Source organism: Aquincola agrisoli (genome assembly GCF_036621135.1).
GTDB lineage: Bacteria > Pseudomonadota > Gammaproteobacteria > Burkholderiales > Burkholderiaceae_C > Aquincola > Aquincola agrisoli.
Genome location: NZ_JAZIBG010000020.1, coordinates 1 through 13,336, shown reverse-complemented (window position 1 = coordinate 13,336; position 13,336 = coordinate 1). Strand labels below are relative to the sequence as shown.

The 13,336-nt window shown below is 69.2% G+C and carries 14 protein-coding genes; 8 read left to right on the top strand and 6 right to left on the bottom strand.

The genetic code is table 11. The annotated features are described in order from the left end of the window. Positions 1-56: 56 nt before the first annotated feature. The 3 genes from V4F39_RS07945 to V4F39_RS07935 form a co-directional block, all read right to left on the bottom strand. The gene (locus V4F39_RS07945; RefSeq protein WP_332288780.1) at positions 57-869 is read right to left on the bottom strand and encodes a hypothetical protein; all 813 of its coding nucleotides are present in this window, start codon (positions 867-869) and stop codon (positions 57-59) included. Between the two features lie 46 nt (positions 870-915). After that, complete coding sequence (locus tag V4F39_RS07940; protein WP_332288779.1) at positions 916-1,701, bottom strand: hypothetical protein; 786 nt, start codon at positions 1,699-1,701, stop codon at positions 916-918. A 190-nt stretch (positions 1,702-1,891) separates the two neighbouring features. Further along, positions 1,892-2,383 carry a hypothetical protein gene (locus V4F39_RS07935; protein ID WP_332288778.1) on the bottom strand — a complete coding sequence of 164 codons (492 nt, stop codon included), beginning with the start codon at positions 2,381-2,383 and terminating at the stop codon, positions 1,892-1,894. 89 nt (positions 2,384-2,472) lie between these two features. Here V4F39_RS07935 and V4F39_RS07930 point away from each other — a divergent pair, with 89 nt between their 5' ends. Further along, positions 2,473-3,615, top strand: a complete 1,143-nt coding sequence (locus V4F39_RS07930) for a helix-turn-helix transcriptional regulator (RefSeq protein ID WP_332288777.1) — start codon at positions 2,473-2,475, stop codon at positions 3,613-3,615. Between the two features lie 681 nt (positions 3,616-4,296). Here the strand turns inward: V4F39_RS07930 and V4F39_RS07925 are convergent. Next, positions 4,297-4,530 (bottom strand): hypothetical protein, encoded by a 234-nt coding sequence (locus V4F39_RS07925; RefSeq protein ID WP_332288776.1) that lies wholly within the window; start codon positions 4,528-4,530, stop codon positions 4,297-4,299. A gap of 146 nt (positions 4,531-4,676) precedes the next feature. On the opposite strand from V4F39_RS07925, the gene bfr reads away from it, so the two are divergent. From bfr to yjjJ, 7 genes are all read left to right on the top strand, one after another. Then, complete coding sequence (gene bfr / locus V4F39_RS07920; protein WP_332288775.1) at positions 4,677-5,144, top strand: bacterioferritin; 468 nt, start codon at positions 4,677-4,679, stop codon at positions 5,142-5,144. A gap of 49 nt (positions 5,145-5,193) precedes the next feature. Next, positions 5,194-7,446: an ATP-dependent DNA helicase gene (locus V4F39_RS07915; protein WP_332289106.1), complete on the top strand. Its 2,253-nt coding sequence runs from the start codon at positions 5,194-5,196 to the stop codon at positions 7,444-7,446. 77 nt (positions 7,447-7,523) lie between these two features. Then, positions 7,524-8,468, top strand: a complete 945-nt coding sequence (locus V4F39_RS07910; RefSeq protein WP_332288774.1) for a GAF domain-containing protein — start codon at positions 7,524-7,526, stop codon at positions 8,466-8,468. 86 nt (positions 8,469-8,554) lie between these two features. Beyond that, positions 8,555-8,986, top strand: coding sequence for an META domain-containing protein (locus tag V4F39_RS07905; RefSeq protein ID WP_332288773.1), 432 nt, complete (start codon positions 8,555-8,557; stop codon positions 8,984-8,986). A 76-nt stretch (positions 8,987-9,062) separates the two neighbouring features. Next, complete coding sequence (nudC, locus tag V4F39_RS07900) at positions 9,063-9,872, top strand: NAD(+) diphosphatase (RefSeq protein WP_332288772.1); 810 nt, start codon at positions 9,063-9,065, stop codon at positions 9,870-9,872. Further along, a complete protein-coding gene (locus V4F39_RS07895; protein WP_332288771.1) occupies positions 9,869-11,314 on the top strand; it encodes an amidase in 1,446 nt (481 codons plus the stop codon). The genes nudC and V4F39_RS07895 overlap by 4 nt, the downstream gene beginning before the upstream one ends. Beyond that, complete coding sequence (yjjJ, locus tag V4F39_RS07890; RefSeq protein WP_332288770.1) at positions 11,311-12,702, top strand: type II toxin-antitoxin system HipA family toxin YjjJ; 1,392 nt, start codon at positions 11,311-11,313, stop codon at positions 12,700-12,702. Before V4F39_RS07895 ends, yjjJ begins: the two co-directional genes overlap by 4 nt. Before the next feature lie 42 nt (positions 12,703-12,744). Here the strand turns inward: yjjJ and V4F39_RS07885 are convergent, their stop codons facing one another. Beyond that, positions 12,745-13,212: a CBS domain-containing protein gene (locus V4F39_RS07885; protein WP_332288769.1), complete on the bottom strand. Its 468-nt coding sequence runs from the start codon at positions 13,210-13,212 to the stop codon at positions 12,745-12,747. Positions 13,213-13,239: 27 nt separating this feature from the next. After that, positions 13,240-13,336: NAD(P)(+) transhydrogenase (Re/Si-specific) subunit beta (locus V4F39_RS07880; RefSeq protein WP_332289104.1), on the bottom strand; the 97-nt coding region annotated here is incomplete at its 5' end.

The following is a 13,336-nucleotide window of genomic DNA, read 5'->3' as shown; positions in this document are numbered from 1 at the left end:
GCCAGGCGAACTGATGGAGGGTTCGAAGCCGCGTTGCTACCTGCCTGTCGACTCGCTCACAACTTAGGCGTGGCACCTTGCCCTTGCCGCTTGCGAGCAACGTCAGCTTCAAGCTGCTTGACCCACTGCATGGACTGGCGGTTCTTCACCACCATGCCCCCCTGGTCGACCAACCAAACGTAGAACTCCGGAATTGGGAACGTCGGGTCGTTTGCCGGGCCGCCCCACACATAGCGCAGCACAACCCCGCAGCGAGCCACATCGACAGAGGCCCCCATCGTTTTGCGGAGGTTCGGATGCTGGGCGCGACCCAGGCCCTCGAGTACCTCTACCGCTCTCGGTGGCAACAAGGTATCAGGGCTGCTATCCACGACAACCCGTGCATTGGTGCTGACCGCGCACTCGGGCTTGCCTTGTTCACTCCACTGCATGACGTTGCTGCCTGTATTCGCCAGATAGTGACTTTGGCCAGGCCCGTATTTGGAGGTGAGTGCCGCCGAAAACTGTTCGCGCGTTGGCGGCGTCTTGTTGCCCGTCGAGTAGCGATGAACGGCGTAGGACCGAGGCTCCGCTGGCGGTGCCGCAAACCACACCCGGAGCCTGGAATCGCCGGCGCGATACTCCACTTCGTCGAGAAACGCGGGCGTTTGAAAACCGTTCACGCCATCGGAGTACGGAAAGTGCGCCATGCGCCTGCTCACCTGCTTGGCACTCGCATCGAACGCCTTGACGGCAGCGGCCACTTCGGCTTCGGTCATGCCGATTTTGACGCCCACAATGTCCCACTTTTCAGCTGAAATCGTCTGTGCGCTTGCGGCAGCTACGCTTCCCATCAGTGCGGTGAACACCAATACTCCGAGTGCTTTCATGGTCTCTCCATCGCGACAAAGGCGGGCATGTGCACCGGCGCCGTTCTTACAACTTTGGCCCGTCACCCTTGGAAAGGCGAGCCTTGACGGCTTCTTGTCGCTGCTGCTCCACCCATTCCTTTGCTTTTTGCTGGCTTGTCGCCCATGCACCGTAGTCGGTGATGCGCACGACGAGCTGTCGAACAGGCTCCCCGACCAGATTTGCGGCCACGGCCAGTCCACATTGCGAAAAGTCATTCGGCACCTTCCCTTTGGCCTGCTCTTTTCTCAAGTAGTCCGTAATATCTCCTTGACCGTCGCCAATGACCGTCGCTTTGGGATTTGAGCGCCAGCACATGGGTTTGCCTGATTCTCCCCAGGTCAAATTGAGGTCAGCGTAACTCTTTCCGGTCACTGTGGGCGCACCGTACTTTTGGATCAATTGCGCACCAAGTTGAGCCTGAGTTGGCGGCGCTTTCAAGCTCACGTTTCTAGAAACACTCACTATTCGCGACGCGCTTGGCAGGGGAGAGAAATACAACCTGAAATCCTCGCGGCCCTGTGCGTCGTCATAGGTAACCAAAACCTCGTGTAGAAATGACTCCGTGTTAAGTTGTTGTACGCCGTCTCTGAAGTTGTAGTTCATGCTGCGCTTTTGCACTCGCATGCCGAGCCGGTGTGCGGTGAGTGCCGACATCGCCTCAGCTTCTGTCATGCCAGGGCGCACGCCAACGACATCGAACGCTTGGGCCGTGGCTGGAAAAATACTGGCACCAGCCACGGCGATAGCTGTCAAAAACCAGTTGCGACAGGTGCAAGCGCGTAGGGTCGATGTGCGAACGGCATTTTTCATCTTCTCACTCCAGATTCAATCTAACGATGAGAGGGGGCAGCGAGGCGCCTTGCGCCTACCGCGGCGAAAGACCGATTCCGCCGCAGCGAGCGCCGCCCGTACTTGACGGGAACGCAAGCCGGAGATCAGTGCATGGACTCGCCGCTGTGCAGGAGAGCGCCATGGCCAAGTCGTCCACTGACATCGTTCGTTACTTGGCCTGCGTACTGCATAGACGGAAGCGGCCTGCCTGAGCGACGCTCGCGAGGGGACCGTCGAGCGTTACCGGACGCTCTTTCCCCGGGTTCTCCAGTTCAGCCGTCAACGCGCCGCGCTTTTCGTCCGCGTTGAACGTCAGAATGACAGGGGTGTTGTCGTCGCCCCATCGGTTCCTGCCGCCATGCTTGACCAACGCCCAAATCTGGATGCCGCTGTAGCGTGCACCACCCACGAAGGTGTAGCTGACCATGACCGGCAGCGGGCCGCGCTTGCCCACCGCCGTGTCAAGATGAACTCCGGCCTTGTTCACGATGATGCGCGGCTGCTTCGCGCAGTCGCCGCCAGGCGAATAGTTGCCGTATACGTCAGGCGGAAGTTCCAAGTCGGCCGCAAACGCGACCGAGAAAATCACACCTCCGAATATCGCCGCTGCGAGGCGCATGAGCCAGATGGAAGTAATTTGGTCTGAATGAGAGACTCTCATCGTTGCATGCTCAATCGGAAAGACCTTGGCTAATTAAGCTATCACACTACCAATCGGAAATCGTCTCCCAAATAGGGTAGAAATCGGTCATGCAGTCCTTGCCCGCCCAAGAAGCAGCCGGCCTGTCGGCCCTCATCTCGCATCTCTACGACGCGGCGCTGGACGCTGCCTTGTGGCCTGGCACCGCCTCGCGGATTGCGCAAGCTCTGGGTTCAACCAGCACCGTGGTCAAGCTGCACGGGGACAGCGGCCAAGTGAGCTTGCTGGAATGCACCAGCAATTTGGTGGTGCCCGAGCGCGACCAGGCCTGGGCCGACGAATGGCACCGCCGTGACCTGTGGGTGGAGCGGTCGCTGGCCTATGGCATGTCGCGCATCATTACGGACGAGGACCTGGTGACGCCGGAGGAGCAAGTGCGCAGCGGCTTCTACCGGGAGTGGCTGCCGTATCTGGGCATCCACCATCTGGTTGGTGCGGTATTCCTCACCGCACAGGGCGCAGTGGGGGTGTTGGGAATCCACCGCCCGCGTGACGCCGGGGCCTATACCGACCAGGAGCGCCGGCAGGCGGCGGTGGTCTTGCCGCACCTGCAACGTGCGCTTCGGCTCGGGCAACACTGTGCCACCCTCGCTCAACAGCATTCGGTAGCCATGCAGGCGCTGGACAGGTTCGATACGGGCGCCCTGATCTTGGATGGCGCTTGTCGCATCCTCCATGTAAGCGCAATGGCTGAGACGCTGATGCGTGCGTGCCCGGAATTGGTCGTTGTCCGTGGGCACCTTTCACTTCATCACCCCATGCTGACAGACAAGCTGTCCACCTTGGTACATGCTGCATGGGAGACCGCACACGGCCGAGTGGGCAAACCTGGCTCGGCACTCTTGGTCCCCAGGTCTCGGCGGATGCCGTTGGTGTTGGAGGTCGCCCCCCTGCGGCCGGCCTCGGGCGCCTTCGGCGAAGAGAGGCCCGCCGTGTTGGTCTTCCTCCGTGATCCTGAAGCGCCACTTGATGTGGCGCGGCTGCGCGACTTGTTCGGGTTGACACGCACGGAAGCCGCCGTCGCGGTCGCCCTGGGGCGGGGACAGTCACCAGAGAATATCGCAACGGATATGGGCATCGGCATCGGAACAGCGCGTACTCACCTCAAGCGCATCCTGGCCAAAACGGGCACGCATCGGCAGGCGCAATTGGTCGCACTGCTGACCCGAAGCATGACGACGATGGCTAGCTAACCGCTTGCTCACTCGGGTGCTTACCGGTGCCCGCACCTATCAGCAAGGCTACGGCCCCCTCCCCCGAGGGCGTCGGCCTGCGCGCGGGGGTCGCCGCGCTCCTTGCGTGCCTGCCTTCGCGAAATTGCTGCTGCGCAGCGGCAATTGCTCCAGCGGGCAGAGGCACTTCGTGTCCAGCCCTCGGGGCGCCTCCCGCAGCCCCCAGCCTCCTCTTCGAGGACCGCTGCGCGGGCGTGCAACCCGCCCCCTCTCGGGTTCGGGAGGCGCGGCTTGGCCCCCCGCCGGTTTCGCAACGGCCATTCCGCCGGCGCCCCGGGCTCGCAGTTACGGCCCACCAGGACGGCTCCCCGCAGTCCGTACCGGACTGCTGCGCGCGCCCGTTACCGCCCGTTGCCGCCGGCGACCCTGGCAGTTCGGAGGCCGCATCGCTGTGGCGACATCGAGGCGACTCAAAAGAGCCCGGACGCGACGCTGGTCAAGAGAGAGGACCAATGAAGAGTACCCCCACACCTGTATAGCGCGGCCGAGCCCTTATGTTGCTGCGGGCCTCCATTGCAAGACCCTAGAATCGCTTTCGCGTGACTGACCGTCGACGCACCAAAGTCAACAGGTTGGCTGCGCCGTTTCGCACTGCCACGCGGAAGAGAAATGACCCCAAGTCATTGATGCTGGGGCGGGCCGTCAGCTGCTCAGCTTGACGCCCGTGTTGGCGACGCGCATGGCACCCGAGCGGTCGACCTCGATCCGTTCGCCCGAGTCGAGCCGGTACTCCACCTGGCCCGTCGGTTCCCAGCGGTCCTCGAAGTCCGGCGTGCCGTCCAGGCGCGCCAGGTGCTCGTAGCCGTGGATCACGTAAGACTTGCCGTCGTCGCCCGACATGCGCTGCGTCTCGAGCAGATGAATCCTCTTTTCCATGGTGGCTCCTTGAAAATCAGGGGAATGCATAAGGGCAAATGGGATGCCCGCCCGGACTGCATCGCAGAGCTTGCCGGCCTGCCCCACCCGACACCACCGGGCAAGCCATGATGGCGAACCCCATTTCCAACCTCCCAGGACCGCCCATGCAAGGCCACCCCGCCGTCATCGACGCGCTCAACGCGCTGCTCGCCAATGAACTCTCCGCACGCGACCAGTACTTCATCCACTCCCGCATGCTGGAGCACTGGGGCTTCACGAAGACCGCCGCGCGCATCGCCCACGAGATGGAGGACGAGACGGCCCACGCGTCGGCGCTGATCCATCGCATCCTGATGCTCGACGGCACGCCGCGGATGACGCCGGCCGCGCTGAACGTCGGCACCGACGTGCGCAGCGTCTTCGCCAACGACCTGGCGGTGGAACTGTCGGTGGTCACGCACCTGCGCGAGGTGATCGCGCTGACCGAACACGAGTCCGATTTCGTCACCCGCGACGTCCTGCTGCCGATGCTCAAGGACACGGAGGAAGACCACGCGCATTGGCTCGAACAGCAACTCAGGCTGCTGCAGGCGCTGGGTGAACACAACTACCTCCAGAGCCAGGTCGGCTGACGGCGCGGCCGCAGGCGAGCCCGCGCCCGCAGCGGCGCCCGGCTATGCGGTGGCGGTGCGCGCGCTGTGCGAGTTCACCGCCAAGCAGGGCGACCTGGACCTGCGCTTCACGCCGTCGCCCTCCGCGCAGGAGGGCATCGAGGGCCATGCCACGGTGGCCGCACGGCGCGGCGCCGGCTACGAGGCCGAGCTGGCCTTGTCGGGCGAGCACGGGCAGCTGCGTCTGCGCGGCCGTGCCGACGGCTACGACCCCGTCCGGCGGCGGCTGGAGGAGGTCAAGACCTACCGCGGCGAGTTCGACGCGATCCCCGCCAACCACCGTGCGCTGCACTGGGCCCAGCTGAAGGTCTACGGCGCGCTGCTGTGCCGCGCGCGCGGCCTCACGCAGATCGAGCTCGCGCTGGTGTACTTCCACGTCGACACGCTGCAGGAGACGCCGCTCGTCGAGACGCACCAAGCCGAGGCGCTGGAAGCGTTCCTTGCGCTGCAGGCCGGCCGCTTCGCCGGCTGGGCGGCGCAGGAGATGGCCCACCGGGCCGCGCGCGACGCCGCCTGGCAGGCGCTGCGCTTTCCGCACGGCGAGTTTCGGCGCGGCCAGCGCATGCTGGCCGAGAACGTCTACCGCGCCGCGGTGCGCGGGCGCTGCCTGCTGGCCGAGGCGCCCACCGGCATCGGCAAGACGGTCGGCACGCTGTTCCCGCTGCTGAAGGCCGCGCCGGGCGAGCGGCTCGACAAGGTCTTCTTCCTCACGGCCAAGGGCTCGGGGCGCCAGCTGGCGCTGGACGCGCTGGCGCTGATCGCCGGCCCGGCGCCGCAGGCCGTGCCGCTGCGCGTGCTGGAGCTCACCGCGCGCGACAAGGCCTGCGAGCACCCCGACAAGGCCTGCCACGGCGAGAGCTGCCCGCTGGCGAAGGGCTTCTACGACCGTCTGCCCGCCGCGCGCGCCGAGGCGGTGCAGGCCGGCCCGCTGCCGCGCGAGGCGCTGCGCGAGGTGGCGCGCCGGCACGCCGTCTGCCCCTATTACCTCGCTCAGGAGCTCGTGCGCTGGGCCGACGTGGTGGTCGGCGACTACAACCACTTCTTCGACACCAGCGCACTGCTGCACGGGCTCACGCGGGCCGAGAACTGGCGCGTGGCGGTGCTGGTGGACGAGGCGCACAACCTGGTGGAGCGTGCCCGTGCGATGTACACGGCCGAGCTCGACCAGGCTGCGCTGCAGGCGGTGCGGCGGCAGGCGCCGGCCCCCGTCAAGCGCGCGCTCAACCGCCTGCACAAGGCCTGGGCCGCGGTCAACGAGGCGCACCCTGCCGACTACCAGGCGCTCGCGGAGACGCCCGACAACGTCGCCGCCACGCTGCAGCAGGCGATCGCGACGATCGCCGACCACCTGGCGGAGCAACCGGCCGGCGTCGACAGCGAACTGCTGCGCTTCTTCTTCGATGCCAACCATTTCGCCCGGCTGCTGGAGAGCTTCGGCGAGCACTCATTGTTCGACCTCACCCGCCGCGGCGGGGGCCCGCGGACCCAGGACACCAGCGTGCTGTGCGTGCGCAACCTGCTGCCCGCGCCCTTCCTGGCACCGCGCTGGGGCGCCGCGCACACGGCCACGCTCTTCTCCGCGACGCTGGCACCCACGGCCTTCTATCGGGACCTGCTGGGCCTGCCGGAGGACGCCGTGGCCGTCGACGTCGAGTCGCCCTTCGAGGCGCGGCAGCTCGCGGTGCACGTGGCCCGCGGCATCTCCACCCGCTGGCAGCACCGCGAGGCCTCGCTCGCCCCGATCGCCGACCTGATCGCGCGGCAGTACGCCGAGCGGCCCGGCAACTACCTCGCGTTCTTCAGCAGCTTCGACTACCTGCACAAGGCCGCCGCGCTGCTGGCCGAGCGCCATCCGCAGGTGCCGCAGTGGCAGCAGGCGCGCGGCATGGACACCGCCGAGCGCGAGGCCTTCCTCGCCCGCTTCGCGGCGGACGGCCGGGGCGTCGGCTTCGCCGTGCTCGGCGGGCAGTTCGGCGAGGGCATCGACCTGCCGGGACGGCGGCTGATCGGCGCCTTCATCGCGACGCTCGGGCTGCCGCCGCTCAACGAGGTGAACGAGCGCATGCGCGAGCGCATGGCCGCCCGCTTCGGCCCTGCGCAGGGCCACGACTACACCTACCTCTACCCCGGCCTGCAGAAAGTGGTGCAGGCCGCGGGCCGCGTGATCCGCACGACCAGCGACGAGGGCGTGATCCACCTGATCGACGACCGCTTCGGCCGGCCCGCGGTGCAGCGCCTGCTGCCGAGGTGGTGGGCCGGCTGAGGGCGCCGTGGCCCGGCGCAAGCGGGCGCGCAACTTGCTGCCCCGGGGCGACCCCCCCACCTTCGCGAGAGCGCCCCATGACCACCACCTTCATCCGGGCCGCCGAAGTCTGGGCCCCCAGCGACGACGGCCAGCTCCTCGAATACCGCGCCGGCGCCTTCGGCACCGCGCGCCGCTTCGAGGCAATCAGCCAGTCGATGTGCTTCGGCCGCGGCGAAGGCCTGCCCGGCCGCGCGTGGGACGAAGGCCGGCCACAGCTGCTCAGGCAGTTCGATGCGGCCCACTTCCGCCGCGCAGCCGCCGCGCAGGCGGCCGGCTTCACCTGCGCGGCCGCGCTGCCGTTCTTCACCGGCGATGTGCTGAAGGCGGTGCTGGTCGTCTACTGCGCCCACGGCGCCGGGGCGGCGAGCGCGCTGGAGCTCTGGCACCAGGACCCGCGCGTCACCACCGACATGACGCTGGTCGACGGCGCCTACGGGCCCGGTGCGCAGACCTTCGAATCGATTTCGCACGACACCACGCTGCCGCGCGGCGTGGGCCTGCCGGGCCTTGCGTGGCAGCGCGGCGAGGGCGTGTTCATGGAGGACATCACCGACGGCACGGGCCGCTTCCTGCGCGCGGCATACGCGTCGTCCGCGGGCCTGCAGCGCGGCTTGGCCCTGCCGGCGGGCGCCCGCAGCGCGGAGAGCCACGTGCTGACCTTCCTGGCCGGCGCCTCGCTGCCGCTCGCGCAGCGGGTCGAGCGCTGGGCACCGGGCGAGAACCGTGCGCGGCTGCACCGCGTCGAGGCGTTCAGCGAGCTGCACGGCGGCCGCTCGCAGGCCGACGCCAGCCTGCCGCTGGACGGCGCGGGCTCGATCGCGCAGGCCTTCGCCAGCGGCATGCCCGCCATCAACGCCCACCCGCGCAGCGAGCCCGGCGCGCCGGCGGCCGCGGCGGCCGGCATCGGCGCCACCGCGCTGATCGTGGTGCCGGTGCAGTGGGAGGACGAGGTGTCCGAAGTGGTGGCGCTGTACCTCTGAGCGCGCAACGGTCTGACACACGGGGGACGCCGTCCGCAGGGCAGACTCGGGGCTTTCCACGGAGCCCGGCGAGGCCGCAGATGTCGATGTCACCGCTTTCCCGCATGCTGGCCACGCTGGCGCTGGCCGCCGGCGGCGCCGTCTTCGGCACCGGCTGCGCCACGCCGCCGGCCGCGCCGCCCGGCGCCGCGCTCCTCGGTCCGGAATGGGTGGTCGAGGACCTGGACAAGGCCGGCATCGTCGACCGCTCGCGCATCACGCTGCACTTCGGCATTGACGGGCGGGTCGCGGGGCTGGCCTCCTGCAACCAGTACGGGGGCAGCTACCGTGTCGAGCAGGGCCGGCTGGTGGTCTCGCACGTCGTGGCGACCCTGCGGGCCTGCCCGCCGGCGCTGATGGCGCAGGAGCGCCGCTTCCTCGACCTGCTCGACACGCCGCTGCGCATCGAGCGCACCCCCGACGGCGCGCTGGTGCTGCGCGGCGACGGCCACCAGGGCCTGACGGCACGTCGCCCCTGAACCCGCCCGGCGGGGGGCGGCCAGCACGGCTGGCGCGCCTGCGCTACGCTGCGTCGCCTGCCCTACGCCACGCACCATGCCCTTCATCCCCGCCCACCAGCCGCCGACGCAGACCACCGCGCTCGGCTGGCACTTCGTGTTCGTCGACCACCAGCTGCTGCTGCCCGAGGCCGACACCGACACGCTCGCGCCGCAGGCGCCCACGCTGTTCGGCGCGATCGACGCACCCCGCCACTACCTCGGCCGGCTCGACGGCCACGACTGCTGGACGCTTGCGCTCGCGGAGGCCCCGCCCGGCTGGCGGCGCGTGCCCCTGCGTGCGGCGATGATGCAGTTTCCGGCGCCGCTGATGGCGCTGGCCGGGCGCGCGGCCCAGGTCCTGGAGTGGGACCGCGCCCACCGCTTCTGCGGCGTGTGCGGCACCCCCACCCAAGCGCACGAGCGGGAGCGTTCCCGCGTGTGCCCGGCCTGCGGCCACACCGCGTACCCGCGCATCAGCCCGGCGATGATGGCCCTGGTGTGGCGCGAGGGCGAGCTGCTGCTGGCCCGCGCCCCGCACTTCGCGCCCGGCATGTACAGCGCGCTGGCTGGCTTCGTCGAGCCAGGCGAATCGCTGGAGGACTGCGTCGCGCGCGAGGTCGAGGAGGAGGTCGGCGTGCAGGTGAAGAACCTGCGCTACTTCGGCAGCCAGAGCTGGCCGTTCCCGCACAGCCTGATGGTCGCGTTCACCGCCGAATGGGCGGGCGGCGAGATCGTGCCCCAGGCCGACGAGATCGAGCACGCCGCGTGGTACCGCATCGGCGAGCTGCCCGGCATCCCGCCGCGCTTCAGCATCGCGGGGCACCTGATCCGCGACCAGGTCGCCTCCATGCAGGAGCGGCGGTGAGCGACGCCTTCACCGGCTGGCCGGCGACGCGGCTGTCGCGGGCCCTGCACGCGCGCGAGGTCTCGTGCCGCGAGGTGATGGACGCCTGCCTTGCGCAGATCGCCCGCCTCAATCCGGCGGCCAACGCCATCGTCTCGCTGCAGGATCCCGAGCGCCTGCTGCAGCAGGCCGACGAGCGCGACGCGCAGCTGCGGCGCGGCGAATCGATGGGCCCGCTGCACGGCTTCCCCCAGGCCCCCAAGGACCTGGCCGACACCGCCGGCATCACGACCACGCAAGGCTCGCCGACCCTGGCGCGGCACGTGCCGCGCAGCGATGCCATCGTCGTCGAGCGCATGCGCCGCGCGGGCGCCCTCTTCGTCGGCAAGACCAACACGCCGCAGTTCGGCCTGGGCTCGCACACCTACAACGCCGTGTTCGGCACCACCCGCAACGCGTTCGATCCATCGAAGAGCGCCGGCGGCAGCAGCGGCGGCGCGGCGGTCGCGCTGGCGCTGCACCTGCTGCCGGTGGCCGATGGCAGCGACATGATGGGCTCGCTGCGCAACCCGGCCGGCTGGAACAACGTGTTCGGCTTCCGCCCCTCCTTCGGCCGCGTGCCGCAGGGGCCGGCCGCCGATGTGTTCTTCCAGCAGTTCTCGACCGAGGGGCCGATGGGCCGCAGCGTGGCCGACGTGGCGCTGCTGCTGTCGGTGCAGGCCGGCTTCGACGCGCGGGCGCCGCTGTCGCTCGACGGCGACCCGGCCCAGTTCACGCAGCCGCTGGACCGCGACCTGCGCGGCACGCGCATCGGCTGGCTGGGCGACTTCGGCGGCCACCTGCCCACCGAGCCCGGCCTGCTCGACACCTGCACCCGGGCGCTGAAGCACTTCGAGGCCCTCGGCTGCGCGGTAGAGCCGGTGGACCCGCCCTTCGCGATGGAGCGGCTGTGGCACGCCTGGCTCGTGATGCGCGGGCTGTCGGTGGCCGGCAGGCTGGGCGCGGTGCACGCCGACCCGAAGCTGCGCGAACAGCTCAAGCCCGAGGCGGTGTGGGAGGTCGAGCAGGGCCTGCGCTACACCGCGGCCGACGTGCATGCGGCCTCGGTCGTGCGCAGCGCGTGGTACCAGGCGCTGAACCGGCTCTTCGCGCGGTACGACCACCTCGTGCTGCCTTCGGCGCAGCTCTTCCCGTTCGACGCCGCGCTCGACTGGCCCCAGGCCATCGCCGGCCGCGCGATGGACACCTACCACCGCTGGATGGAGGTGGTGATCGGCGGCACGATGGCCGGCCTGCCGGTGCTGGCCGTGCCGGCGGGTTTCGGCCCCACGGGGCTGCCGATCGGCCTGCAGCTGATGGGCCGCCCCCGGGCAGACCTGGCCGTGCTGCAACTCGGCCACGCCTACGAGCAGGCGAGCGGCTGCACCGCGGTGCGCAGCCCGCTGCTCGACGCGTCCGTATGATTCAAGTATCTATTCAGAAAACCATCCATTGTCGCGAACTCGGCTGCAGGCCAACTGGGGGAGCACGCGCGTGCGATGCCGAGGCGCAGCCCGCCCCCCCGCGCGCCTTGATGGCCTCGCTGGGTGTCAGCCAGCCCACGCTCTCGCGCGCATTAAAAACGCTCGGTGACGAGCTGGTGCCTTTTGGCGCCGCCCGATCCATTCAATATGCGCTTCGCGACGCCTCCCGGATCTCCCTCCAGGCACCGGTCTACCGTGTCTCGGCAGACGGCCGGCTGAGCGAACTCGGCACGCTCATCCCGGTATGCCCGGGGGGCTTCGTCATGGCGCAGTGCGACGGCGCCTGCGTCCACACCGATGGCCTGCCCTGGTGGCTGTACGACATGCGGCCGCAGGGCTACCTCGGCCGCGCCTACAACCAGCAGCACGGACGGCAGCTCGGCCTGCCGGCCCGCCTGGAGGACTGGAACGACAGCCATGTGCTGCAGGCCCTGCTGCTGCAGGGCAGCGACCTGCCGGGGAACCTGCTCATCGGGCAGGCTGCACGCGACCTGTTCGTGAACACGGCCCCGCCGCAGCCGGTGCCCCTGGAGGGCAGGGCCCGGGTGTACGCCGGACTCGCGGCAGCGGCGGCGCGGGGCGAGCACCACGGATCCTCCGCCGGCGGCGAGCAGCCCAAGTTCACGGCATTCGCCGAGGGGGGGGACGGGCCGGCCCACGTCATCGTGAAGTTCACGGCGCTGACCGACACACCGGTCAGCGAGCGCTGGCGTGACCTGCTCCAGGCCGAGCACCTGGCTCTCGAGGTGCTGCACGGCCAGGGTGTCGCTGCGGCCCGGTCCACCGTGTACATCCATGGAAGCCAACGCTTCCTGGAAGTGCGCCGGTTCGACAGGGAGGGCCCGTCGGGCCGCCGCGCGCTGTTCTCGATCGCCGCCCTGGACGCCGAGTTCGTCGGCAGCGCAAACCACTGGCCGCAGGTGGTGCGGGCGCTGGCCAGCGCGGGCGTCGTCACGCACGATGCCGTGGCCGGCACCGACGTGTTGTGGGCCTTCGGTGTGCTCATCGCCAACACCGACATGCACGGCGGCAACCTCTCGTTCATGTCGGAGCACGGGCGGCCCTACCAGCTCGCACCCGCGTACGACATGACCTGCATGGCCTTCGCGCCGACGGCGGGGGGGGACCTCCCCCTTCGCGAGTGGCCCCTCGCCGTCTCGAGCGACGTGCCTGCGCCGGCCTGGCATCGAGCCCTGGCCATGGCGCGCGACTTCCTGGCCCGCCTGCAGCGATGCAGCGACCTGAGCGAAGGGTTCCAGCCCTGCGTGGCAGCCCTGGCCACGCGCATCGCGCAGGCCGGCGACCGGATCGCGCGGCTCGCCGCATGAGGCGGCGGCCTGCGCCGCGGCGCAGGCGCACGGCCTGGCGTGCTAGGTTTCCGCCGGCCAGTCCTGGATGTAGGCCTTGAGCATGCGGTTCTCGAACTGCTGCTCCTCGTACACCGACTTGGCGATGTCGTGGAACGACACCACGCCCACCAGCCGCCCGCCATCGAGCACCGGCAGGTAGCGCTGGTGGTGGCGGATCATCATCGCGCGCAGCGGCTGCAGTTCCATGTCGGGCGTGGCCGAGATGGGCGCGCGCTCCATCACCTCGCTCACCCGCAGCTCGGCCACCGGCGGCGTCGGGCCGCGGCGCAGCTCCTTCTGGCGCTGCGCCAGCGTGCGGATGACCTCGCGGAAGGTCAGCAGCCCCACCAGCCGCGCATGGTCGTCGACCACCAGCAGCGAGCCGAGGTCCTCGTCCGCCATCTGGATCACGCACGCCGACAGCGGCGTCTCCGGGTGGACCGTGCGCAGCGCGCCCTGCTTGGACGAGAGGATGTCCGTCACCTGCATGATGTCTGTCTCCTTTGCAATGCGCCGCTACTCCACGGCCTTCACCATCTCCTCGACGACCTTCTTCGCATCGCCGAAGACCATCATGGTCTTGTCCATGTAGAAGAGCTCGTTGTCCAGGCCC